The organism is Pseudomonas sp. ANT_H12B (genome assembly GCF_008369325.1).
Classification (GTDB): Bacteria; Pseudomonadota; Gammaproteobacteria; order Pseudomonadales; family Pseudomonadaceae; genus Aquipseudomonas.
The window spans coordinates 26,568-51,112 of record NZ_VOBI01000012.1 but is presented as its reverse complement, the minus strand read 5'-3'; the positions used below and the strand labels follow the sequence as shown (position 1 = coordinate 51,112).

At 61.4% G+C, this 24,545-nt stretch carries 23 protein-coding genes; 13 read left to right on the top strand and 10 right to left on the bottom strand.

What is annotated here, in order from left to right; translation table 11 throughout:
- Nucleotides 1-7 precede the first annotated feature (7 nt).
- From FQ185_RS18920 to FQ185_RS18870, 10 genes are all read left to right on the top strand, one after another.
- Nucleotides 8-790, top strand: coding sequence for an ABC transporter permease (locus FQ185_RS18920; protein WP_149418744.1), 783 nt, complete (start codon nt 8-10; stop codon nt 788-790).
- Nucleotides 790-1,638, top strand: a complete 849-nt coding sequence (locus tag FQ185_RS18915; protein ID WP_149418743.1) for an ABC transporter ATP-binding protein — start codon at nt 790-792, stop codon at nt 1,636-1,638. Before FQ185_RS18920 ends, FQ185_RS18915 begins: the two co-directional genes overlap by 1 nt.
- Entirely contained in the window at nt 1,635-2,597 is a 963-nt protein-coding gene (locus tag FQ185_RS18910; protein ID WP_149418742.1) for a HEAT repeat domain-containing protein, read from the top strand. Before FQ185_RS18915 ends, FQ185_RS18910 begins: the two co-directional genes overlap by 4 nt.
- Entirely contained in the window at nt 2,594-2,872 is a 279-nt protein-coding gene (locus tag FQ185_RS18905) for a DUF971 domain-containing protein (RefSeq protein WP_149418741.1), read from the top strand. Before FQ185_RS18910 ends, FQ185_RS18905 begins: the two co-directional genes overlap by 4 nt.
- Nucleotides 2,873-3,048: 176 nt before the next feature.
- On the top strand, nt 3,049-3,666 hold the full coding sequence (gene lexA, locus FQ185_RS18895) for a transcriptional repressor LexA (protein WP_149418740.1): 618 nt from the start codon (nt 3,049-3,051) through the stop codon (nt 3,664-3,666).
- Nucleotides 3,666-4,283 carry a translesion DNA synthesis-associated protein ImuA gene (gene imuA / locus FQ185_RS18890; RefSeq protein ID WP_149418739.1) on the top strand — a complete coding sequence of 206 codons (618 nt, stop codon included), beginning with the start codon at nt 3,666-3,668 and terminating at the stop codon, nt 4,281-4,283. The genes lexA and imuA overlap by 1 nt, the downstream gene beginning before the upstream one ends.
- Nucleotides 4,284-4,290: 7 nt before the next feature.
- Nucleotides 4,291-5,706: a DNA polymerase Y family protein gene (locus FQ185_RS18885; protein WP_149418738.1), complete on the top strand. Its 1,416-nt coding sequence runs from the start codon at nt 4,291-4,293 to the stop codon at nt 5,704-5,706.
- Nucleotides 5,703-8,780: an error-prone DNA polymerase gene (locus tag FQ185_RS18880; protein WP_149418737.1), complete on the top strand. Its 3,078-nt coding sequence runs from the start codon at nt 5,703-5,705 to the stop codon at nt 8,778-8,780. Before FQ185_RS18885 ends, FQ185_RS18880 begins: the two co-directional genes overlap by 4 nt.
- A gap of 285 nt (nt 8,781-9,065) precedes the next feature.
- On the top strand, nt 9,066-11,129 hold the full coding sequence (locus FQ185_RS18875; RefSeq protein ID WP_149418882.1) for a PAS domain-containing sensor histidine kinase: 2,064 nt from the start codon (nt 9,066-9,068) through the stop codon (nt 11,127-11,129).
- An 81-nt stretch (nt 11,130-11,210) separates the two neighbouring features.
- On the top strand, nt 11,211-13,835 hold the full coding sequence (locus tag FQ185_RS18870; RefSeq protein WP_149418736.1) for an excinuclease ABC subunit UvrA: 2,625 nt from the start codon (nt 11,211-11,213) through the stop codon (nt 13,833-13,835).
- 41 nt (nt 13,836-13,876) lie between these two features.
- Here FQ185_RS18870 and FQ185_RS18865 read toward each other — a convergent pair whose 3' ends face one another.
- Genes FQ185_RS18865 through FQ185_RS18840 form a run of 6 tightly spaced genes read right to left on the bottom strand, consistent with a single transcriptional unit; the run spans nt 13,877 to nt 19,304 of the window.
- Nucleotides 13,877-15,820 (bottom strand): response regulator, encoded by a 1,944-nt coding sequence (locus tag FQ185_RS18865; RefSeq protein ID WP_149418735.1) that lies wholly within the window; start codon nt 15,818-15,820, stop codon nt 13,877-13,879.
- Nucleotides 15,810-16,685 carry a sensor histidine kinase KdpD gene (locus tag FQ185_RS18860; RefSeq protein ID WP_149418734.1) on the bottom strand — a complete coding sequence of 292 codons (876 nt, stop codon included), beginning with the start codon at nt 16,683-16,685 and terminating at the stop codon, nt 15,810-15,812. Before FQ185_RS18860 ends, FQ185_RS18865 begins: the two co-directional genes overlap by 11 nt.
- A complete protein-coding gene (locus FQ185_RS18855; protein ID WP_149418881.1) occupies nt 16,678-17,688 on the bottom strand; it encodes an ATP-binding protein in 1,011 nt (336 codons plus the stop codon). Before FQ185_RS18855 ends, FQ185_RS18860 begins: the two co-directional genes overlap by 8 nt.
- Entirely contained in the window at nt 17,685-18,089 is a 405-nt protein-coding gene (locus FQ185_RS18850) for an anti-sigma regulatory factor (RefSeq protein WP_149418733.1), read from the bottom strand. The genes FQ185_RS18855 and FQ185_RS18850 overlap by 4 nt, the downstream gene beginning before the upstream one ends.
- Nucleotides 18,086-18,448 (bottom strand): STAS domain-containing protein, encoded by a 363-nt coding sequence (locus FQ185_RS18845; protein WP_149418732.1) that lies wholly within the window; start codon nt 18,446-18,448, stop codon nt 18,086-18,088. Before FQ185_RS18845 ends, FQ185_RS18850 begins: the two co-directional genes overlap by 4 nt.
- 4 nt (nt 18,449-18,452) lie before the next feature.
- Nucleotides 18,453-19,304, bottom strand: coding sequence for an STAS domain-containing protein (locus tag FQ185_RS18840; protein ID WP_149418731.1), 852 nt, complete (start codon nt 19,302-19,304; stop codon nt 18,453-18,455).
- Nucleotides 19,305-19,554: 250 nt separating this feature from the next.
- Here FQ185_RS18840 and FQ185_RS18835 point away from each other — a divergent pair, with 250 nt between their 5' ends.
- The gene (locus FQ185_RS18835) at nt 19,555-19,824 is read left to right on the top strand and encodes a hypothetical protein (RefSeq protein ID WP_149418730.1); all 270 of its coding nucleotides are present in this window, start codon (nt 19,555-19,557) and stop codon (nt 19,822-19,824) included.
- Nucleotides 19,825-19,879: 55 nt separating this feature from the next.
- Here the strand turns inward: FQ185_RS18835 and FQ185_RS18830 are convergent, their stop codons facing one another.
- Nucleotides 19,880-20,401, bottom strand: coding sequence for a DUF4142 domain-containing protein (locus FQ185_RS18830; protein ID WP_149418729.1), 522 nt, complete (start codon nt 20,399-20,401; stop codon nt 19,880-19,882).
- 217 nt (nt 20,402-20,618) lie between these two features.
- Between FQ185_RS18830 and FQ185_RS18825 the strand changes: the two genes are divergently transcribed.
- Together FQ185_RS18825 and FQ185_RS18820 are read left to right on the top strand one after the other, a co-directional pair.
- Nucleotides 20,619-20,861, top strand: a complete 243-nt coding sequence (locus tag FQ185_RS18825) for a DUF465 domain-containing protein (protein WP_149418728.1) — start codon at nt 20,619-20,621, stop codon at nt 20,859-20,861.
- Between the two features lie 108 nt (nt 20,862-20,969).
- Complete coding sequence (locus FQ185_RS18820) at nt 20,970-21,230, top strand: hypothetical protein (protein WP_149418727.1); 261 nt, start codon at nt 20,970-20,972, stop codon at nt 21,228-21,230.
- Between the two features lie 113 nt (nt 21,231-21,343).
- On the opposite strand, the gene FQ185_RS18810 is transcribed toward FQ185_RS18820, so the two are convergent.
- The 3 genes from FQ185_RS18810 to FQ185_RS18800 form a co-directional block, all read right to left on the bottom strand.
- Nucleotides 21,344-22,432: an SMP-30/gluconolactonase/LRE family protein gene (locus FQ185_RS18810; RefSeq protein WP_149418725.1), complete on the bottom strand. Its 1,089-nt coding sequence runs from the start codon at nt 22,430-22,432 to the stop codon at nt 21,344-21,346.
- Complete coding sequence (locus tag FQ185_RS18805) at nt 22,429-23,574, bottom strand: SRPBCC family protein (RefSeq protein WP_149418724.1); 1,146 nt, start codon at nt 23,572-23,574, stop codon at nt 22,429-22,431. Before FQ185_RS18805 ends, FQ185_RS18810 begins: the two co-directional genes overlap by 4 nt.
- A gap of 107 nt (nt 23,575-23,681) precedes the next feature.
- Nucleotides 23,682-24,545 carry a LysR family transcriptional regulator gene (locus FQ185_RS18800; protein ID WP_149418723.1) on the bottom strand — a complete coding sequence of 288 codons (864 nt, stop codon included), beginning with the start codon at nt 24,543-24,545 and terminating at the stop codon, nt 23,682-23,684.

Sequence of the window (24,545 nt, the reverse complement as noted above, 5' to 3'; positions counted from 1 at the left end):
TCCATCCATGCACAGATCATTCGCCCGCTGGATCCCCCGAGCAGCCTCCTTACTGCTCTGCCTCCTATTCTGGCAACTCGCCGCCTGCCACCACTGGAACCTCGGCCTGGTCACCTTCGCCAACGTCCCGACGCCACTGGCGGTCATCGAAGCCGCCCTCGGCCTAGGCGACTCCGGCAAACTCGCGCAACACCTCGGCAGCAGCCTCAGCCGGGTCTTCGCCGGTTATCTCAGCGCACTGATCATCGGCATCGCCCTGGGCCTGGCGATCGGTCGCTCGAAATGGGCCGAAGATGTGTTGCTGCCACCGTTGGAAGTGCTGCGACCAATCCCGGCGGTAGCGTGGATTCCGCTGGCAATCCTGATGTTCCCGTCGTCAGAACTGTCGATGGTTTTCATCACCTTCACCGGTGCGCTGTTTCCGGTCCTGCTCAACACCGTGCACGGCGTTGAAGGCGTCGATCCTCGGCTGATTGCTTCGGCAAAAAGCCTCGGGGCCGGGCGTCGGGCGATTCTGCTGGAGGTCATCTTGCCGGGCGCCGCACCGAGCATCATCACCGGGCTGGCCATCGGCATGGGCACTTCGTGGTTTTGTCTGGTGACCGCGGAAATGATCTCCGGCCAGTACGGCATCGGCTATTACACCTGGGAGTCCTACACCATTCAGAACTACGCCGACATCGTGGTCGGCATGTTGCTGATTGGCGTACTCGGGATGGGCAGCAGTCTGCTGATCAAACGATTGGGCGGGTTGTTTACGCCCTGGCATCGACCACGAGGAAAAGCCTGATGAGCATTTTTCAACACCCTGAAGGGCAAATCGATATTCGCGGCCTGGCGATCAGTCTGGGGGAGGGCAGCGCTGCTTTCGAAGCCGTGCAAGGCCTGGACTGCCAGATCGAACCGGGGCAGTTTGTGTGCATCCTCGGGCCATCCGGTTGCGGCAAATCGACCTTGCTCGGCGCGCTGGCCGGACACCTGCAACCCCGCGCCGGCACCCTCAAGGTCGACGGCGCAGAAGTCTCGGCGCCATCGCCCCAGCGCGGCATGGTCTTCCAGCAACACACGCTGTTTCCCTGGCGCACGGTGCGTGACAACGTCGCCTTCGGCCTGAAAATGCGCGGCATCGGTAAGGTCGAACGCCATAAAGCCGCCGATGAAATCCTTGCCCTGGTGGGCCTCGAAGGCTTTGCCGAGCGCTGGCCGGATCAACTGTCCGGTGGCATGCAGCAACGCGTGGAAATCGCACGGGTGTTGATCAACCGTCCGCGCCTGTTGTTGATGGACGAACCCTTCGGCGCCCTCGATGCGTTGACCCGGTTGAACATGCAGGAATTGTTGCTGGACATCTGGACGCAGATTCGCACCACCGTGGTGTTCGTCACCCATGACATCGACGAAGCGCTGTTCCTCGCCGATCGCCTGCTGGTGATGAGTTCGCGACCGGGGCGGATCATCGAAGACCTGCGCCTCGATTTCCCTCGGCCACGCACCACCGAACTGGTCACCCGCCACGAATTTTCCCGCTTGAAGCGTCACTGCCTCGAGTTGCTGCGTCACGAAGACGGTCGGCAGTTACCGCGCCTGAACCCTCTCGGACTTCCTGTAGAAAACAAACTGCCGCGATTTGCCCTATGACCTCTCTATTTGATGTAACCGATAACGACGACATTCTTGCCTTGCAAACGCGCCTGACCGATGAAGACCCCGGCGTACGCCGGGTCGCCCTGATCGAACTGGCTGATCTTGAGGAGCCGGATGGCCTGCTTTGGCTGGTCAATCGACTGGCTGAAGACCCCACTGAAGAGGTTCGTGCCGAAGCCGCGAGGCTGTTGGAAGCCTGGGAAGATGAACCCGTGGTCGAGGCGCTGTGCCAGGCCCTGACCGATCCCTCGCAAGTGGTGCAGGCTGCCGCGGCGCAAAGCCTTAGCTTGCTCAAGAGCGAGGCGGCGGGCCGGGTGATTCTGCCGTGGACCGGGCATACCGATATTAGCGTGCGCATCGCCGCGTTCAGGGCATTGCGCGAGCTGCGTTTTCCCGATGCCGCTCAGGCGGCGGCGGGTGCATTGAATGATGAAGACGCCAATGTCCGACGCGAGGCGGTCGGTGTGCTGGGTTGGCTCAAGCAGCTCGATGCCTTGCCGGCGCTCGCTCGATTGGCCAGCCACGACCCGGACACCGAAGTCCGCCGCGCGGCCACCGGCGCCCTCGGCCTGGCATCCGACGCGCAAGTGCTGCCAGCGTTGCGCCAGGCGTTGCAGGATTCGGCCTGGCAAGTGCGCGAAGAAGCCGCCACCACGCTGGGCAAGGTCGGGCACGTCGATGCAGGTTCAGCATTGGTCGAAGCCTTGAGCGACGATTACTGGCAAGTCCGCCTGCGCGCCACCCGCAGCCTTGGTCGCTTGCGTTACGTTCCGGCCCTCGATGCGCTGATCGAAACCCTCGCGCATCGCATCAGCAACCTGCGCAAGGAAGCCGCCCTGGCCCTCGGAGAATTGAACGACAAAGATGCCATCGCGCCTTTGCAGGCCGCGCAGGATGATGGCGACCCGGAAGTGCGCAAAGCCGTGCGCATCGCCTTGAGCCAGCTGCAATGAACCCGGTGGCGATCGGTAATTCCCAGAGCAAACAGCAGTTGCGATTGAACTGGCCGGGCGGCCGCGAGCAACTGCTCGATCACGCCGAGTTACGTCGTCAGTGCCCTTGCTCTCAGTGCCGCGCCTTCCGTCTGCAAGGCGTGACGCCGAAGGTCGATGCCCGGGTTCGCGTGATCGAACTCAACGTCCAGGGCTATGGCTTGCAACTGGTGTTCAGCGATGGCCACGAACGCGGAATCTACCCATGGCCCTACCTGGCACAACTCTCCCCCTAAAACGACTGAATCCCCTGTGGGAGCGGGCTTGCCCGCGATGGCGTCGTGTCAGGCGACATCCATGTTGAATGAGAAATCGCTATCGCGGGCAAGCCCGCTCCCACAAGGGGAAACCACAAGGTCTGAGAGTTGAACTGACTGGCGGTCCTTGCCAGGAAAATCCAGAAAGAGTACAAATGTACTCCATGACGACTTTAACTCCCCGCCGTACCGCCATCCTGACTTTTATCCGTGATCGAATCGCGGAGCACGGTCAGTCCCCGAGCCTCGCTGAAATCAGTGAGGCGTTCGGTTTCGCCTCCCGTAGCGTGGCGCGCAAGCATGTGCTCGCGCTGACCGAAGCCGGTTTTATCGAGGTCAACCCCCATCAGGCCCGGGGCATTCGTTTGCTCGGGCAGCCGGTACGGCCCGAGTTGCTGGACATTCCGGTACTCGGCCGGGTGGCGGCCGGTGCGCCGATCGGTGCCGATGCCGAGGTCCATAGCCGCTTGCTGCTCGACCCGTCGATCTTCTCCCGTGTGCCGGATTACATGCTGCGGGTCCAGGGCGATTCGATGATCGAGGACGGCATTCTCGACGGCGATCTGGTGGGCGTGCACCGCAATCCCGAGGCGCTCAACGGCCAGATTGTGGTGGCGCGACTTGACGGGGAAGTCACCATCAAGCGCTTCGAGCGGGTCGGCGACGCTGTTCGCCTGTTACCGCGCAACCCGGCCTATAAGCCGATCATCGTTCGCGTCGATCAGGACCTGGCCATCGAAGGGGTGTTCTGCGGTCTGGTGAGGCAAGGGTGATGGGCGCCGTCGTTGCGCTGGATACGCTGTTCAATGGCGGCCAGGTCTGGAAGGGCCGGCCTGCGCCACCTGCCGTCAGCCCGCAACCCACCGGGCATGCCACGCTGGATGCGGCGTTGCCCACGGGGGGCTGGCCGGAAGCGGCGCTGACTGAAATCCTCCTGGCCGGGCAGGGCGTCGGTGAGTTGCAACTGGTGTGGCCGGCGCTGGCGCGGTTGTCGGCGGCGGGTGAACGCATCGTGCTGGTAGCGCCGCCTTACGTGCCGTATCCCCAGGCCTGGCAGAACGCCGGGGTCGACCTGCGGCAGTTGTCGATCATCCAGGCCAGCGAACGCGATGCGCTGTGGGCGACGGAACAATGCCTGCGTTCGGGCAGTTGCGGTGCGGTGTTGTGCTGGCCTCACAAGGCCGATGACCGCGCCTTGCGACGCCTGCAAGTGGCCGCGGAAACCGGCCAGACCCTGGCGTTTGCCTATCGCTCGATCAGTGAAGCGATCAACCCTTCACCAGCAGCCCTGCGCATTGCCATCGACGGCAGGCCTGCGCAATTACGGGTGCTCAAGTGTCGCGGCGGGTTGGCGCGTTCGGCGCCGATTGCCTTTGCCGTGGGGCATTGAGGTTGCCATGCGCTGGGTTTGCATTCTCTTCCCGCAATTGGCGCTGGACGCGGTACTGCGTCAGCGCTCCAACCCCGATGAGCCGTTGGCGCTGCTGACTGGCCCGGCTCAGCGCCGGGTGTTGCAGGCGGTCAATGGTCCGGCGCGGGCGCTGGGCTTGCGTCCGGGCCAATCAATGACGGCTGCGCAGACCCTGAGTAAAGGGTTTGTCACGGCGGAATACGACGCTGCCGAGATCGAACACTGGCAGCAGTTTCTGGCCGCCTGGGCCTATCGGTTCAGCTCTCAGGTCAGCGTGCATTACCCACGTGCGGTGGTGTTTGAAATCGAATCCAGCCTGGGGTTGTTCGGGCCCTGGCCACAGTTCGAGGCGCGCTTACGGGCTGAGCTCGGCGAGTTGGGCTTTCGTCATCGGATCGTCGCTGCGCCCAACCCGGTGGCCGCACGGGTGCTGGCCAACGTTTATGACGGTCTGGTGGTGCCGGACGATCAAGCCTTGCACTACCACCTCGGGCAGCTGCCCATCGACCGGATTGCCTTGGAACCAACGGTGGCCACGGCGTTATCGCGCATGGGGCTGCGCACCTTGAGTCAGGTTCAGGCGCTGCCGCGGCATAGCCTTGCGCGTCGTTTCGAAGCGCAAGTGCTCAAGCACCTGGATGCCTTGTTCGGTGAGCGGCGGCTGGCGCTCGCGTTCTACCTGCCGCCGGACCGCTTCGATGTGCGCATCGAGCTCAACTTCGATGTGCAGTCCCATCAGGCGCTGCTGTTTCCGTTACGCCGGCTGACCGGCGATCTGTCGGCGTTTCTCTGCGGTCGGGACAGCGGTGTGCAGCGTTTTGACCTGCATCTTGAGCACGCAGGCTTGCCGGACACCGTGATCAAGGTCGGCCTGCTCAGCGCCGAACGCGATCCGGCGATGCTCTTCGAACTGGCCCGGGGGCGGCTGGAACAGGTCCAGGTCGAGGCCCCGGTGCGCGGCTTTCGTCTGCGCGCCGAAGACTTGCCAGTCTTCGTTCCCCAGTATCAGGAACTGTTCGACGATCGCCCGCAGCAGTCCTTGCCCTGGGAACAACTGCGCGAGCGCCTGCGCGCACGGCTGGGGGATGACGCGGTGCATGGCTTGCGGTTTCAGGCCGATCACCGCCCGGAATGCGCGTGGCAGGCCCGTGTCGACAGTCAGCGCTGTGCGGGGCTCCCAGCCCTGCATCGGCCGGGCTGGCTGTTGACTGAACCGCTGGCGGTACACCAAGGCTCGACGCGCATTCTCATGGGGCCGGAGCGCATCGAGTCCGGCTGGTGGGACGGCGACGACGTGCGTCGGGATTACTACCTGATTGAAACCCGCTCCGGTCAACAGGGTTGGGCCTATCGGGCGGTGGGTGAAGACGGCCCGTTGTGGCTGCAAGGCTGGTTCGCATGAGCGTCGACTATGCCGAGCTGCACTGCCTGTCGAACTTCAGTTTCCAGCGCGGCGCTTCCAGTGCCCTTGAACTCTTTCAACGGGCCAAAAAGCAGGGCTATAAAGCCTTGGCGATCACCGATGAATGCACCCTGACCGGCATCGTCCGCGCCTGGCAGGCGGCCAAATCCTCGGAACTGCCGCTGATCATCGGCAGCGAAATTCGCATCGAAGACGGCCCGAAACTAGTGCTGCTGGTGGAAAATCTCGAGGGTTACCAAACCCTGTGCCGACTGATTACCCGAGCGCGACGCCGCACGCAGAAAGGCCAGTATCAAGTGCTGCGCGAGGACTTCAACGCACCCTTGCCAGGGCTGTTGGCGTTGTGGGTGCCGGACGCTGTCGATGATGTTGAAAACGGTCACTGGCTGAGGCAGACCTTCGCCGAACGCCTGTGGCTGGCGGTCCAGTTGCATCGTGGCCAGGACGACACCCGGCGACTGGCCGCGCTGTTGACCCTGGCGGGCGAACTGCGAATCCCTGCGGTGGCCAGCGGCGATGTGCACATGCACGCCCGTGGCCGGCGCGCCTTGCAGGACACCATGACCGCGATCCGTCATCACCTGCCGGTGGCCGAGGCCGGAATGCGTCTGCACCCCAACGGCGAGCGGCACCTGCGCGGTCTCGATGCCTTGTCCGGTCTTTATCCGAAGGCCTTGCTCGACGAGACGCTGAACATCGCCCGGCGTTGTACTTTCGACCTTGGCCAGTTGCGTTATCAGTATCCCCGCGAGCTGGTGCCAGACGGTTACACGGCCACGACCTGGCTGCGCGAGTTGACTGCAAAAGGCATTGAGTGGCGCTGGCCAAAAGGACCGCAAGCCGAGGTGTTGGTGCAGATCGACAAGGAACTGGAACTGATCGCCGAACTGGCCTACGAAAGTTATTTCCTGACGGTTCACGACATCGTGCGTTTCGCCCGTGATCAGCACATTCTGTGTCAGGGACGTGGTTCAGCCGCCAACTCGGCGGTGTGTTATGCCTTGGGCATCACGGAAATCGATCCGGATCGCACCACGCTGTTGTTCGAGCGCTTTCTCTCCAAAGAGCGCAACGAGCCGCCGGACATCGACGTCGATTTCGAACACGAACGTCGCGAAGAGGTCTTGCAGTACGTGTTCCAGCGTTATGGCCGGACTCGCGCGGCGCTGACAGCAGTGGTCAGCACTTACCATGCGGCCGGCGCGGTACGTGATGTGGCCAAGGCCTTGGGCTTGCCGCCGGATCAGATCAACGCCCTGGCCGACTGTTGCGGCCACTGGAGCAATGAAACACCGCCCGTGGAGCGCCTGCGCGAAGGCGGCTTCGACCCTGAGAGCCCGGTGTTGCGCCGGGTACTGAGCCTGACGGGACAGCTGATCGGTTTCCCCCGACACCTGTCCCAGCACCCCGGCGGCTTCGTGATTTCCGAGCAGCCGCTGGACAGCCTGGTGCCGGTGGAAAACGCCGCCATGGCCGAGCGCACTATCATTCAGTGGGATAAGGACGACCTGGACGCGGTCGGGCTGCTCAAGGTCGATATCCTGGCGCTGGGCATGCTCAGTGCGATTCGCCGCTGTTTCGATTTGCTGCGACGACATCGGGGCCTTGATCTGAGCCTGGCGACGATCCCGTCCGAAGACGCGGCTACCTACGAAATGATTGGCCGCGCCGACACCATCGGCGTGTTTCAGATCGAGTCCCGGGCACAAATGTCGATGCTGCCCCGGCTCAAACCGGTGAAGTTCTATGACTTGGTGATTGAGGTGGCGATTGTCCGTCCGGGGCCTATCCAGGGCGGCATGGTGCATCCGTACCTGCGCCGTCGAAACAAGGAAGAACCGGAGGTTTATCCATCCCCTGCACTGGAAACCGTGCTCAAACGCACCCTCGGCGTGCCGCTGTTTCAGGAGCAGGTGATGCAGATCGCCATCGTCGCCGCCGATTACAGCCCCGGCGAGGCCGATCAGTTACGCCGCTCCATGGCCGCCTGGAAACGCCACGGCGGGCTCGAACCGCACAAGGATCGTCTGGCCGTCGGGATGAAGAAAAACGGCTACACAGCCGAGTTTGCCGCGCAGATTTTCGGGCAGATCAAAGGCTTCGGCAGTTATGGTTTTCCCGAGTCCCACGCCGCCAGTTTCGCCTTGTTGACCTACGCCAGTTGCTGGTTGAAATGCCACGAGCCGGCGGCCTTCGCCTGTGCGCTGATCAACAGCTGGCCCATGGGTTTCTACAGCCCGGACCAGATTCTGCAGGACGCGCGCCGGCATCATTTGCAGATTCGACCGGTGGACGTGCGCGCCAGCGATTGGGATTGCAGCCTTGAGCCGATCACCGGCGCGCAACCGGCGATTCGCATGGGGTTGAGGATGATCAAGGGCTTTCGCGAGGACGATGCCCGGCGTATCGAAGCCGTTCGGTCGAAGGGGGCGTTTATCGACATCGCCGACCTCGGCGAGCGGGCGCGCCTTGATGCTCGCGCTCAGGAGCAACTGGCCGATGCCGGTGCGCTGCGTGGGCTGGCCGGCGACCGTCATCGGGCGCGCTGGGAAGTGGCGGGTGTGCAGAAACAGCTCGGCTTGTTTTCCGGTTTGCCCAGTCAGGAAGAACCGGCGGTGTACCTGCCCAAACCCACTGTGGACGAGGACCTGAAAGCCGATTACACCAGCGTCGGCACCACCCTGGGGCCGCATCCGCTGGCGCTGCTGCGGGGTGAGTTGAAATCCCGACGCTGCCGCAGTTCGAAGGAGCTGCTCGATGTCGAGCATGGCCGTCCCGTCAGCGTCGCCGGGCTGGTGACCGGTCGGCAACGTCCGGGCACCGCCAGTGGCGTGACCTTCGTTACCCTGGAAGACGAGTTCGGCAACGTCAACGTCATCGTCTGGCGCGACCTGGCCGACCGGCAGCGCCAGGTACTGGTCGGCTCGCAGCTGCTCAAAGTTGATGGGCGCTGGGAAAAGGAAGGCGAGGTGCGACATCTGATTGCCGGACGCTTGAGTGATCTGAGCCCGTTGCTGGATGGCATCAGCGTGCACAGCCGGGATTTCCGTTGATCCCCGCTACACTGACCGTTCCCTGAATGGCTGTTCATCCGCCAGGGACGGGTTGCAGCCGCTATAAAGGTTCGTGCTCAGGGCAAGCTGCATTGCCACAAAGATCCGCCGGGCAAGAATCAGCTAACCTCTATGAAACCATTGGCGACGGCGACGCTCGAAACAAACGGGCTCGTGCTGTTCTCATGAAGTTGCGATCCCGCAAGTCGGCCACTTACAGGGACACAGAACCAGCTGATGCAGTTTCTAGACGATAGCCATGGGTGTGCCGGCTGGAACGGTGAAATGGCCGAGCGTATTCGCACGTTCGACTGGAGCCTGACCGAGCTGGGGAACATGGACAACTGGCCCAGAAGCCTGTGCAGCGCGGTGCAGTTGATGCTCGCGTCTCCACTGCCGATGGTGATGCTCTGGGGCCGGCCCGGTTACATGATCTACAACGACGCTTACTCGGTATTCGCCGGTGGTCGCCATCCCTATCTGCTGGGTTCACCGGTGGAGCTGGGCTGGCCGGAGGTCGCCGAATTCAATCGGCACGTGGTCGACATCTGCCTGGCGGGCGGCACCTTGTCCTATCGCAATAAGGTGCTGGTGCTGTTACGCGACGGCGTCCCCGAAGACGTCTGGCTGGACCTCTATTACAGCCCGGTCGCCAATGATCACGGGCAACCGGCTGGGGTCATGGCGATGGTGGTCGACACCACTGAGCATGTGATTTCCGAGCGCCGGCGTCGGGCCGCCGAAAACGCCTATCGCGCCGACAACGAACGGGTACGGCTGGCACTGAATGCCGGGGCCTTGCTCGGTTCGTTCGTCTGGGACATCAAGGCCAGTGTGCTGACCGGTGATGAACGATTCGCCCGCACCTTTTCCTATCCTGCCGGCCAGGACCTGGACAATTTGCCCGCACACATCGTTGAAGCGCATATTCATCCCGACGACCGCAGTTGGGTCCGCGAGCAGGTCAATCAATCAGTGGAAACCGGCGTGCCTTTCAACGCCGAGTTTCGGGTCCTGCGCGCCGACGGCAGTTACTTATGGGTGCTGGCGAGTGGTTGCTGCGAGTTCAATGAACAAAGCGAAGCGTTTCGGTTTCCCGGGGTACTGATCGACATCCACGAGCGCAAGACTGCCGAAGAATCCTTGCTCAAGTTCACCCGAAACCTGGAACAGCGCGTCGCCGACGAAGTCGAAGCGCGGCTGGCCGCTGAAGAGCAACTGCGTCAATCCCAGAAGCTTGAAGCCATCGGCGGCCTCACCGGCGGCGTAGCCCATGACTTCAACAACCTGTTGCAGGTGATCGCCGGCAATCTGCACTTGCTGGCGCGACATGAGCCGAACAACGCCAACGTGCAGCGCCGGGTCAGTGCTTCGATTGCCGCGGTCGAACGTGGTGCCAAGCTGTCCTCGCAATTGCTCGCGTTTGCCCGCCGGCAACCTTTGTCGCCAGCGGTCTGCAACCCGCAGCAGATCTTTGATGGGCTTGGTGAGCTGTTGCAGCGGGCGCTGGGGGAAACCATCCAGATCGACGTGACTGTTCCCGAAGATTCCTGGCACCTCTACGTGGACCGCAACCAACTGGAAAACGCCATCCTCAATCTCGCGATCAATGCCCGGGACGCCATGAAAGGCGAGGGGACCATTAATCTGAGCGCCGAGAACATAACCCTCGATAGCAAATTTTGCGCAGGCAAGGGCATTACCGCCGGCGACTATGTTTGCGTCGCGGTGGCCGACACGGGTGTCGGTATGCCCTCTCAAGTGCTCGCGCAGGCTTTCGAACCGTTTTTCACCACCAAGGCCGACGGCCAGGGCACAGGACTGGGCTTGAGCATGGTGTTCGGTTTCGTCAAGCAGAGCGGCGGTCATATCGAGATTTCCAGCGTGGTCGGGCAAGGCACTTGGGTGCAGCTTTATTTCCCTCGCAGCCTGCGCCCGATACTCAGCGAAACCACGATCAATGATGTGCAGCAACGCGGTGGACACGAAAACATTCTGGTGGTCGAGGACAATGAAGCGGTGCGCGTTTCGGCGGTGGAATTGCTGCGCGAAGAGGGCTATCAGGTCTTGACGGCCACTAACGGCGACACTGCCATGCAGATGTTGCTGGAGGGTGTGGCGGTGGACCTGATCTTCACTGATGTGGTCATGCCGGGCTTGATCAAAAGTTCGGACCTGGCTGCCTGGGCCAAGGTGCAGAATCCGCCGGTGGCGGTGCTGTTCACCTCGGGCCACACCCGTGACATTATCTCGCGCAATCACCAGCTCAGCCCCGATACGTATTTGCTGAGCAAACCCTATGGCCCCGAGGCACTGACACGAATGGTTCGCACAGTGCTCAACGGCTGAACACATTGATCGTTCCCACGCGGAGCATGGGAACGATCAGAGATAAATCATTCCTTCGAACTCTCAAATCAAGGCTGGTCCATGACTTCCAACCCTCCCTCCGGCATGGTCAGGGTGCGCGGCGCCCGGGAACACAACCTCAAGAACGTCGATGTCGATATTCCCCGGGATGCCCTGGTGGTGTTCACCGGTGTGTCCGGTTCGGGGAAGTCGTCGCTGGCGTTCTCGACCCTCTACGCTGAAGCGCAACGACGCTACTTCGAGTCGGTGGCGCCTTATGCTCGGCGCCTGATTGATCAGGTCGGCGTGCCGGACGTCGACTCCATCGAAGGCTTGCCGCCGGCGGTGGCGTTGCAGCAACAGCGAGGCACGCCGAGTACGCGTTCTTCGGTGGGCAGCGTGACGACGTTGTCGAGCCTGATCCGCATGCTGTATTCGCGCGCCGGCAGTTACCCGCCGGGGCAGCCGATGCTGTATGCCGAAGACTTCTCGCCTAACACGCCGCAGGGGGCGTGCGCCGAATGCCATGGTTTGGGCCGGGTGTATGAAGTCACCGAAGCCCTGATGGTTCCAGACCCGAGCCTGACTATTCGCCAGCGCGCGGTGGCCTCCTGGCCCACCGCCTGGCAGGGACAGAACCTGCGCGACATCCTGGTGACCCTGGGTTATAACGTCGACAAACCCTGGCGTGATCTGCCGAAAAAGCAGCGCGACTGGATTCTCTTCACCGAAGAAACCCCAACGGTTCCGGTGTATGCCGGGCTCACTCCCGAAGAAACCAAAGACGCCCTAAAACGCAAAATGGAACCGAGCTACCAGGGCACGTTCACCGGTGCCCGGCGCTACATCCTGCACACCTTCAGCCATTCGCAAAGCGCGCTGATGAAGAAGCGGGTCTCGCAGTTCATGCTCGGCAGCCCTTGCCCGTTGTGCGACGGCAAACGGCTCAAGCGCGAGGCGTTGTCGGTGACTTTTGCCGGTTACGACATCGGCGAACTGTCGCAGATGCCATTGCTGCAAGTGGCGCAAGTGCTCAAACCGGTGGCCGCGCACAGTTACCTCGAACAGGCTGACGAGGCGGGCGAGGTGCTGACTCACCGTCAGACCCGCGAGGCGCGTGAGCAGCGCGTGGCCCATGGCGCCAGTGGTCACGCCAACGCGCCGGATGTGCGCCACACGCCGAACCTGTCGGTGGAGAAACGCCTGGCTGCGCAGCGCATCGCCCAGGACTTGCTGGAACGGGTCAGCACCTTGACTGACCTGGGGCTCGGTTACCTGGCACTGGAGCGCAGCACGCCGACGTTGTCGTCTGGCGAGTTGCAGCGCTTGCGTCTGGCCACGCAATTGGGTTCGCAGTTATTCGGCGTGATCTACGTGCTGGATGAACCGTCGGCCGGTCTGCATCCGGCGGATGGCGAAGCGCTGTTCGAAGCCCTGCAACGCTTGAAAACCGCCGGTAACACCTTGTTTGTGGTCGAGCATGACCTGGAAACCATGCGCCGCGCCGATTGGTTGATCGACGTCGGCCCGGCGGCTGGCGAGCATGGCGGCCGAATTCTGTACAGCGGGCCGCCGCCAGGGTTGGCCGGGGTAACGAACTCCCAGACCCGCGCCTATCTGTTCGCCGAGCAGGTCACCCAACCGCGTGTCAGCCGAAAGCCGACCGACTGGCTGCGGCTCGAAGGCATCACCCGCAACAACCTGAACAACCTCAGCGCGGAGTTTCCATTGGGTTGTTTTACTGCGGTGACCGGTGTCTCGGGTTCCGGTAAATCGAGCCTGGTCAGTCAGGCGTTGCTCGAACTGGTCGGCGCTCATCTTGGGCGGGCGATAAGTGACAGCGAGCCCGAAGCGTTGAGCCTTGAAGACGACACACCGCAAGTCAGCGGCGGCCAGGTGACGGCTGGACTGGAATCGATCAAGCGCCTGGTGCAAGTCGATCAGAAACCCATCGGCCGCACACCGCGCTCAAACCTGGCGACTTACACCGGGCTGTTCGACAGCGTGCGCAAGCTCTACGCTGCCACGCCCGAAGCGCAGGCCGAGGGTTATGACGCCGGCCAGTTCTCCTTCAACGTCGCCAAGGGCCGGTGCGCGACCTGCGAAGGCGAAGGCTTTGTCAGTGTTGAGTTGCTGTTCATGCCTAGCGTCTATGCACCATGCCCGACCTGCCACGGTGCCCGCTATAACCCCGAGACGCTGGCGATCATCTGGCAAGGATTGAACATCGCTCAGGTGTTGCAGTTGACGGTGGACGAAGCGGTCGAAGTGTTTGCCGAACAACCGGGCATTCACCGCTCTCTGGAGGTGCTGCGCGATATCGGTCTGGGTTACCTGCGCCTCGGCCAGCCTGCGACCGAGTTGTCGGGCGGCGAAGCCCAGCGGATCAAACTGGCCACCGAACTGCAACGTAACCAGCGTGGAGCGACCTTGTATGTGCTCGATGAGCCCACCACCGGTTTGCACCCAAGGGATGTCGATCGCTTGCTTGAACAGCTCAATACGCTGGTGACGGCGGGGCACACGGTGATCGTCGTCGAACACGAAATGCGCGTGGTTGCGCAGAGTGACTGGGTGATCGATATCGGGCCGGGGGCAGGGGATCAGGGCGGGAAGATTGTCGTCAGTGGTACGCCGCAGAAAGTGGCTAAAAGCAAAAAGAGCCGGACGGCGCCGTTTTTGGCCAGGGTCCTTGGTTTGGCTTGAATGCAGGGTGTTCTTGCGGGCTTTCCCGCGATGGCGATTGGTCAGGTGCCGTGGAGCGTGCGCCGAACCTTGTCCAGCAATTCATTGATCTGGAACGGCTTGATCAGCATCTCCATCCTGTCGCCGAGGAACACCTGGCGATTGATCGCGGTTTCGGCGTAACCGGTCATGAACAGGATCGGCAATTTCTGGCGCCAGCCGCGCGCAACATCCGCCAACTCGCGACCGCTCATGCGGGGCAGCCCGACGTCCGTCAGCAACAGGTCGATGGACTCGTCGTTCTGCAAGCGCTCAAGGGCCGTTTCGATGTCGCCCACCTGAGTGCAGCGGTACCCGGCATCCACCAACACTTCGGCCACGAACATGCGCACCGACGGCATGTCCTCAACGATCAATACGTGCTCGCCGGCACCCTGGCAATCCACGGTCGGCGACTCGACTTCGCCAGCCATGGGGTCGGAACTGGCCGGCAGCATGATGGTGACTTCGGTACCGCGCCGGGCGACGCTGCGGATGTGCGCATCACCCCCCGATTGCCGGGCGAAACCATAGATGGTCGATAACCCCAGCCCGGTGCCCTGGCCCAGCGGTTTGGTGGTGAAGAACGGGTCGAACACTTTGTCGATCACACTGTGTTCGATACCGGTGCCGTCATCGCGGACCGATAACGCGACATACGCGCCATCGGCCAGATTGGGGTCGCCGTGGGAATAGGCGGCATAGGTGCTGACCCAAATGTTGCCGCCCTGGGGCAACGCATCGCGGGCGTTGATCACCAGGTTGAGCATGGCACTTTCGAGTTGAATCGGGTCGACCAGGGCGATGGCGGCTTTAGAGGTCAATTCCAGTTTCAGGGAAATGCGCTCGCCGATGGTGCGCACCAGCAGTTCCTCAAGGGAACGCACGTGCTCGTTGATGTCCACGGGCCGGGTATCGAGTGGCTGTTGGCGCGCAAAGGCGAGCAGGCGATGGGTCAGGGACGCGGCGCTCATGGCTGAGTTCAACGCTGCTTCGGCGTAAAACTGGACCTTGTCGGTGCGCGAGGCGGCGATCCGTTTCTGAATCAGTTCCAGGCTGGTGATGATGCCAGTCAGCAAGTTATTGAAGTCGTGGGCGATGCCTCCTGTCAGCTTGCCCAGCGCATCCATCTTCTGCACTTGCAACAGCTGGGCTTCGGTACGCACGCGCTCGGCGACTTCTTTGGCCAGTTGGGTAGTCGCATCGTCAAGGCGGGCCAGGTGCGAGCGTTCGCGGTGACGGTGTTCGGTGACATCCTCGACGAACACCAGGCTCAATTCCGGGGTGCGGTAGGGAGAAATTTGCCATTCGGTTTCGCGCACCGCACCGTGGGCCCGCATGGCCAACGTGCCTTTCCAGCGCTCGCCGTAGGCCAGGCGCAGGCGCAGTTCTTCGATCACGGTGCTCTGGTCCTCGGCGAAGCACTCGCGCAGGGCGTCCGGGTCGAGGTTGTCCTGTATCAGCTGCGCGAAGGCATGGTTGCATTCGTGCACTTTCAGTTCGGCGTCCAGCACCGCGATGGGCGCCGACACATTGACAAAGATCTCCCGAAACCGCGCCTCGCTTTCGCGCAGTGCGTTTTCGGTTTCACGCACCCGCAGCAGGGTGCGCAGGGTCGCCAGCAGCACATCCGGGTCCACGGGGTGAATCAGGTAGGCATCGGCGCCAGCGTCAAGACCGGTGATGATGTCACCGGTCTGGATCGAGGCTGCGGACACGTGAATCACCGGCAGCAGGGCAGTGGTGCTTTCGGAGCGCAGTTTGCGCACGATGTCGAAACCGCTCATGTCCGGCAGGTTGACGTCAAGAATCAGCGCGTCGATCGCGACGCTCTCGATCAACACCAAGCCTTCGCTGCCGGTGCCGGCTTCGAGCACTTCGTAGCCGTGGCGCTCCAGGCGCCGGCGCAGGGCGTAGCGAGTGACGACGTTGTCGTCGACGATCAGCAAACGAATGTCACGCTTCATCGGCAGGCTCCATGGCGATGGCCAGCGGGATGATCACAAAAAAGGTCGAACCCGTGCCTGGCGTACTCTGAACCCCGACTTCGCCGCCCAGCAGCGCCGCGAAGCGTTTGCACAAGGACAGTCCGAGCCCGGTTCCGCGAAGGCGTTTTTGCAACGGTGAGTCGACTTGAGAGAAGTCTTCGAACAATGCGCCATGTAGCTCCGGGGCGATACCTATTCCGGTGTCGCTGACGGCGAACCGCACGTGGGAGCTGTTTTCCAGCTGCGCCGAAACACGAACTTCCCCACGGGTGGTGTACTTCAGTGAGTTGGAAATGAAATTGCGCAGGATCTGCGCAAGTTTCTTGTCGTCGGTGTACAGCCTGGGCAGGCCAACCGGCTCTTCGAAAATCAGGTCCACGGCGCTGGCATCGACAATCGGTCGAAACATGCCGCGCAGGGCGGCGAACAGGTCGAACATGTCGAACCAGGCCGGTGAAATGGTGATGCGTCCGGCTTCGATCTTCGCCAGGTCCAGCAGGTCGTCGACCATGTCGCTCAGCTCGCGCGCGGCACCACTGACGAAGGCCACCTGCTTATGCTGCTCGGGGCTCAAGGGACCGTCGAGCTCATCGGTCAGCAGACCGGTAATGCTCAGGATCGAACCCAGTGGCGTGCGGAACTCATGGCTCATGTACGACAGAAAACGGCTTTTGAGGTCTGAGGCCTGGCGCAACTGTTCGGCCTGGGTGTCGAGCTCGGCGTACAGCGCCAGGACGCCCTGGTTGGTTTCATTCAGTTCTTCGCGCAGGGCATTGGCTTCGCCCTGCAACTGGACGATCAGCGCAGCTTGCTCGTCAATCTGACTCATGGGTGTCTCAGCCATGGGCTGCCTCCAGAGCAATGACCAGCACCGTGACATCGTCCCGTCCACGGCAGAAGTCGCGATGCAAAATGGTGGCAATCACGGCGGGATGGCGATGCACCAGGCCGGGGTAATCTTGCAGGTTCCAACGGGACTGCAGGCCGTCGCTGTACATGATCAGTAAATGTCCGTTCACTTGAGCATAGTCAAAGGGGTGCGCCTTTCGATACTGTCCGCCGACGATGCCGGGGTGGGAGGCCAGGCCGCGGGATTTGTCCGGGGCAATCAGGCAGGCACCAATGTTGCCGATGCCGACGAATCTCAGTGCGTCGCTGTCGCCGTCGAACTGCGCGATGGCCAGGGCACCACCACGGGTGCCGGTCATGGCGTGATGAATGTCCTCGAGCAACAGCAGCGGTGAGGCAAACGGCGACAGGGCGAAGGTTTTCTCACCGGCGCGGGCCGCACGTTTGGCTTCTTCTCCATGCCCCAGGCCGTCGATCACCAGGGCGCTGATGCGTTGTCCGTCAAACGCCAGATGCCAGACATCGCCGCAGGCGGGGTCATTACCCAAAGAATGTTGGCTGACGCCGATTCGTCGATCCGGGGCCTTGTCGCTGCGCGGATACAACCGGGCCAGCAACACAGCGCCCCGTGAGTCGGCATACACATCGAACACTTCAGTCTGGCGCGACACCGCGCCCAGCCCGATGCCCTGGGTGCCACCAGTGGAAAACCCATCGGTCAGGCACGCCTGTAAATCGAAGCCGTTAGCGCGGTCAACGGCGAGCATCTCAATGCCCGCGCCGGACCGGCGCGGCAAGACCCTCAGGTGCAGTTCGCCCCGAGTGGCATGCTTGAGAATATTGCTGGCCAGTTCGGTGGCCACCAGCGCCACCCGTCCGGCATCGGTCGCGTCGAAGCCATGTTCTTCCGCCAGTTTCTGCGCGATGCGTCGCGCATGACCGATCTGGCTGCTGTCTTCGATCGGCAGCACTTGCGTCATTGAACCGCCAATGTTCATGTCCATCGGGTGATCGTTATGCGAGTGCCTTTGCCGGGCGCGGTATCGAGTTCGAACTCTTCCACCAGCCGCTTGGCACCGGTCAGGCCCAGCCCGAGGCCGGTGCCGGAGGTCCAGCCGTCGGTCATCGCGAGTTTGATGTCGGGAATGCCAGGGCCTTCGTCACGGAAGGTCAGGCGCAGGCCGGTGCGCGCGTTTTCGTCGAGGATCTGCCAGTCCATGTCGCCACCACCGCCATACACCATGGTGTTGCGCGCCAGCTCGCTGACGGCGGTCACCAGTTTGGTGAGGTCGATCAGGCGCATGCCGCACTCGGTGGCCAGCTTGCGCGCCAGCTGCCGGGCCAGCACCACGTCCTGCTCAATGTGAATCGGGTGAGTGCCGCTGCTGCACACGGTCATTGTTCGCGTACTCGGTCCCGCAACAGTTTCATCCCTCGCTCGACGTTCAGCGCGGTGCTGACGCCGGGCAGGGTCAGGCCAAGCTCCACCAGCGTGATCGCAACCGCGGGTTGCATCCCCACCAGCACAGTCTGGGCATCCATGATTTTCGACAGCCCGGAGATGGTTCCGATCATTCGGCCGATGAACGAATCGACCATGTCCAGCGCGGAGATATCAATCAGCACACCGCGTGCCGAGGTCCTGCTGATGCGCTCGGACAGGTCATCCTGAAGGGTCAGGGCCAACTGGTCATGCATGTCGACCTGAATGGTCACCAGCAGGAAGTCGCCCATTTGCAGAATCGGAATGCGCTCCATCGGCTCAGTCCGCCTTGCTGACAGTCAATCCCAGCCGGGTCAGGGCCAGTTTCAGGGCATCGGCCAAATTGGCTTTGGTCACCACGCCTTGCAGGTCCAGCCCCAGGTGCACGATGGTCTGGGCGATCTGCGGGCGCACGCCACTGATGATGCAATCGGCGCCCATCAAGCGAATCGCAGTCACCGTTTTGAGCAGGTGCTGGGCCACCAGGGTGTCGACGGTCGGCACGCCGGTGATGTCGATAATGGCGATTTCCGAACCGGTGTCGACAATGCGCTGTAACAGCGACTCCATGACGACCTGGGTACGTTGCGAATCAAGGGTGCCGATCATCGGCAGTGCCAACACGCCATCCCACAACTTGACCACCGGGGTAGACAACTCCAGCAAGTCTTCCTGCTGGCGCTTGATCACTGCTTCGCGGGACTTCTGGAAGGTGCGGATGGTGTGCATGCCCAGAGCATCGAGCAATTCAGAGATTTCCCATAGTTGCTCGGCCAGCAGTGCTGGATTGTCCTGGTAATGATTTTGTAGCAGCACAAACAGCGGGCCTTTCAGCGCAAAGATGAAACTGGCGGTCTGGTGCGAGTCCTGGCCGAGCAGGGCGCGGCTGTGGGAGAGTTTTTCCAGGAACTGACGAATCTCATCCCAGCCGGGGGCCACAACGTTCTGGCTGTTACCGTGTTCAAGGCCGGCGATGATCAGTTGCAGAAACTCTGACGTCTGTTGCCGTAGATCCTGCTCCTTAAGGTTGCGTGTGGCACCGCTGGCCTCGAGGCCGCTCGTCCATTCGGCAAGCAGTTGCGTCTGGTTTTTTTTCATCGCATCGAGTGTGCTGGTTTGCAGTGCCGCCATGTGCCTTGACTCCTTGGAAGTGTGTGTCCGGTTCCCCAAAAAATGACCGGTCAAATCAGTGACATTTGCCGTATGAAATAGTTGGTTGTTCTGCCAGGTTTTTTTCATGCGGCGCCTATGAACTCTAGTTGGCGCTGGCATCTCCTGTAGGTGCGATAAACCATTTGATGGAACGTTGGGTGCCGCAAGGCTTCGAATCTACAAGGCCGACTGTTTCAGCCGCGCACATGCCGTGATGAATGAGGTACTTATGAAAGAACCATCGATGACGAAGGAGCAGGATCAAACGGGGGCACCGGTCCAAAGAGATGATCCGGCGATTGACCCCAAGGCTCCGGGTGAACCAGGCAGTCAACACCAAGGAGAAACCCCGGCGCCAGAAAGTGCCGATGATGCGGTCGACCAGAAAAACCGCCACACCGATAACGACAATGAGTTCAGCCCGGGCTTCAAACCGAATCCGGACCGGCCGAAACCAAGTGATGACACCGACGCCGACATTGATACCGACGGCGGTTAGATCTGGATCAAACAAAAAGGCCCGATCCATTGATGCGGCCTTTTTTGTTTTGGAGTTATTTGCTCGGATGAGCAGCCTGGAGTTTTTTCGCCATATCCAGATGCTTTTCCAGCCCGGGCAGCATTTTTTGCGCAAAACCTTTCAACTCCGTGGCACCTTTGACTTTGTCGTCCGTCACCGTGTTGGCTTCCTTCTTGAACAGCTCGATGGTTTCTTCGTGGGCCTTGACCTGATTGTTGGCATAGGCCGCATCGAAGGACTCATCGCGCATGTCGAGTATTTTCTCTTTCGCCTGCTTGACCAGCGTCGTGGTGTCCGGCACCTCGATGTCATTCTTTTTCGCTATCGTTGCCAGTTCATCGTTGGCCGTGGAATGATCGGTGATCATCATGTTGGCGAACTCTTTGATGTCCGCCGATGAGCTTTTTTCCAAGGCCAGTCGGCTGGTTTCGATTTCGGCGATGCCGCCCGCAGCTGCTTTATCGACGAAGTCATTGGAACTGGCAGCGCAGGCCATGCCCATGCTGGTGCTCAAGGCGACGGCCAGAGTCAGGTGGCGCGGGGTAAATCCGTCCATTGGTTATTCTCCACACAGGTTTTCATGGGCGATCGGGTGATCGTTAATCTGTGGAGACTGACGAGCGGACAAAGGTTTTATCGCATTTGCGACAGGACGACGAACGGACACCGCTGGTCTGATAGGCGGTCGACAGAACCGGCTAACCGAGGCCATTCTGATAGTTGGTGAACGCAATTGATCGCGTTTGCCTCCGATCAACAAACGGAGGTGTTCCATGCCGGTGCCACACGATCTTTATCAGGACCTGAAACTGTCAAAGGAAGATATCCAGCAAAAACGCACCAAGGATCCATTACTGGATTCACTGATCAACAAGTATTCGCAAGCGGACGCCGAGGTGGTAAAGGCTGAGTCCGCCAAATCGGATGCGCCGAGCGATGACGCCCTGAAGAAGCTCAAGGAGAAGCGCGTGCAGGTCAAGAACCAGATCGTTGACCGACTTCAGACGCCCTCCTGACGTGCCGAGTCGCCACCGACGATCGGTGACGCAATAATTGGAACGGCGATAAATACCGGCACCTCGAATGATCAGAGTCCGAATGTACGGCTCCATGCGAGGTGCCCCATGACTGATCCAACCTTTCCCGGCAAAGAAAAGTACCCCAGCGAAGAACAGGGCGGTTACGACCCGATTCCGACGCACCCCGAACCCTTGAGTCCGGGCCGCACCACCATCAATCCGGAAGATGAACCGGGCATCGACGAACTGCCGGATAACGAAGGTGCCATTCCGATGGACGACGATGACATCACCACCATAGATCCGGAGCGCGCGCGGGAAGAAACGGACAACGCGGTACGCGATGACGAGATGGACACACGCTGAGTTGGCCCACCACAATCCCCTGTGGGAGTGAGCCTGCTCGCGATAGCGGTTTATCAGTCACCATCAGTGTTGACTGGCATGGCCTCTTCGCGAGCAGGCTCGCTCCCACAGGTTTATTGCAATGCCTTGCTTAGCGGCAATCGCGCCATGTGTTTGGCTTTTAATGACCCCAAATACAGCCAATCTCCATACTCGCGAACGGTGGTAATCGGTGAATAGTTACCGCCGCTGCCATCCTGCAGATTGGCAATCACCTTGCCCTGAAGGTCCAGCCCCAACGCAAATGCACGCTTCTCCACCGGTTTGGGCAGCACTGTCATCGCCCGCACAATTATTTTGCGTACAAATGGATGCGGGGCGGTGGCATCAAGCAGCGCATTGCGCGGTGAATAAAGCGCCACCCAGAAACGATCACGACCATTGAACGCCAGGTTGTCCGGTAACCCCGGCAGGTTGTCGATGAACACATCGTGGGTGCCGGCTTTCGGCCCGCTCAGCCAGTAGCGGCTGATGCGATAGGCACCGGTTTCATTGACCAGCACATACGCATCGTCTGGCCCCAGGGTCACGCCGTTGGCGAATTCGAGCTTGTCCAGCAGGACCGTCGTTTTGCCGGTCTGGAAGTCATAACGCAGCAAACGACCGTCGCCGCCGTGCTCGATGATCGCCTCGCCGTCGTTGCCGTAACCAAAGCGGCTGGACGCATCACTGAAATAGGCATAGTGCCCGGACTTGTCGATGGCCACGTCGTCGGTGAAACCGAAGGGCACGCCGTTGGCGGCGGTGGTCAATGGAATCAACCGGCCCTGGGCGTCCAGCGACAGCAAGCCCTTGACCCCGTCGGCGATCACCAGCAAGCCATTGGGGTGGCGGGCCAGGCCCAAGGGCCTGCCGCCGGTATCGGCTAGAACCTTGGTGACCTTGCCGTCGAGGCTGGTGCGAATCAAGCGGCCGTCGTGCAAGCCGGTGATGAGCACGTCATCCTCCAGCAGCAATGCTTCCGGCCCGTCGATGCCCTCAGCACCCACGCGCTCCACGCCTTTGAGGCGCAGGTTGTCGGCGTAGAGTCCACTGGTGAGGGAGGGCGCCGGCGACGGTGTCCAGGCCACCGGTTGCACCTTGGTCGGCATCAACAACAGGAACGCGGCGATGGCCACGATCACCAGCAACACCCAGTGGCGAAACTTGACGGTTCGACTCACGCCGTGACTCCTGTCGAAGCCAAATGTTTTTGCGCCATTTCGCGTAACGCCAGCATCGACGCTGCCGACTCATGATCGATGCGCCGCTTGAGCAGCAGTCGATTGGCAATGCGCATCGCCAGACCGCTGAACCGATACTCCAGGGTGCGGACAAACCGCGTGCCGTCACCTTCGGCCTCGCATTCGTAAGTGACCACCAGCGACAGACCATGATCGCCCCGGGCCCGAGCGCTCCAGCGGCGTCCAGGCAAATACTCGTCGACCACCCAGCTCAAATGCCCCTCACGCCCGCCGGCCCGAATGTCTTCCTCGAATCGCGACCCGGCATGCAGCGGACCGCCCTGGCCATCGATCTTGAGGGAGGAGGGGTGCCACTGCGGCCAGTGGGTCACGGTGCTGGCGTAGGCGAGCACGGCAATCGGGTTTCCAGCAATATCGATCTGATGCTGCATGCGGGTCATGGGCGTGCTCGTCAGGTGCGGGGTGATCTGCTCCGGCTCCCAGTAGAGGGTGCCAAACAGGTAGTCCATCAGTGGGAAAACGATGTTGAAATTACGTTCCTGCATCACCTCGCGGCGGTGATGCAGTTCATGCAGGCGGCGCATCTGGCGGATCCACGGCAAACGCGTGACCGGGTTTTCGGGTGGCAGGTGCTCGCAGGCATGGAACACTTCATACATCAGGTAACCGAGGACCAGACAGCCCCCGAACAACCCGGCGACGTTGGCATCGAACTGCACAAGCAACCACCAGAGGGGCAGAGTGATGACGACCGTGTGCAACACGATCAGCCACGCCGGAAACAGGATTACCCGCCAGTCGCGGGCGCTGGAGTAGGTCATGTGCCCGGGAGCGAAAAAGCTGTGGTGGTCGCCGGCATGCCGGGCATAGAACATCCGCGCGAAGCTCTTTTTGTGATGCCCGAGGTGGCGATGCACCATGTACACGCCGAAGTTGAAAAACAATAAGGTCAGCGGCACTGCCAGCCATTCCAGAGGCTGAACCTGGTGCACGGTGCTCCAGAAGCCGGCGATGGCCAGCAACCCGAACAGCAGCACAAAAGCACCGTGCAGCCATGGGTTATAGAGCGGATGAATGTCGGCGCGATAACGAGCGCGAAATGCTTCGGTGGTCTGCCTCACTGCGTTCACCTGTGGTTATTGTTATAACCAGCAGATTAGTCGATCCCGCCGTTTCAGGCGGACCGAACCTGAATGGCACAAGCGCCATGATCCGGTGCAAACCGCACTCAGGTCAGAGGGTTCCAGCGTTGCGACCAGTCTTCATCGGATTTGATGACTTCGCGCAGCAGGTCGAAGGCCCGTTGCAGGGTCGCCGAGTCGCGGTCGCGGGAATAAACCAGATAGGTCGGGTAGCTGAATTCCGGGGATTTGGGCACTTGCTCCAGCAGGCCGTTTTCCAGGTAACTCTGGACCACCCGTGTGCGGAAGTAGCCGCTGCCGCCGTTTTCCAGAATGTATTGCAAGGCCAGGGGGCCGAGGTTGAAGCTCAGGGCAGCCTTGGCCTTTTCCGGCAGAGCAGCATCGTGCTGGCGACGGAAGTCCGGGCCCCAGTCGATGTAAATGTAAGGGTCGGGGCGCCCGGCCAGACGGACGAGGATGAGCTTTTCCTCCAGTACCTGCTCGACTTGCAGGCGCGGCCAATATTCGGGCTGATAGACCAGCGCCGCATCCAGGACCCCCAGTTCCAGTTGGCGCAGCAGGTTTTCGCCGTCACGGATTTCCATGCGCAGGGCGTGGCTGGGGATTTTCTCGCGCAGCTCGCCGGCCCAGCTGAGCATCAGTGGGTTACACAGACTGACCTCGCCACCAATGTGCAGTACGTCGTGGTAACCCTCGGGCAGTGGCAAGTCCCGGCGCGCTGCTTCCCATGTCTCGACCAGTTGATTGGCGTAGACCACAAAAGCCTCGCCGTTCGGTGTCAGACGGGCTCCGGCGCGATTACGCACGAACAGCGTGCTGCCCAGATGGCTCTCGAGTTTCTGCACACGCGCGGTGATCGCGGTCTGGGTGACGTGGAGTTTTTCGGCGGCAGCGGCGAGGCTGCCGTGGCGGACGATTTCCAGAAAGGTGCGGGCGAGATCGATGTCCAT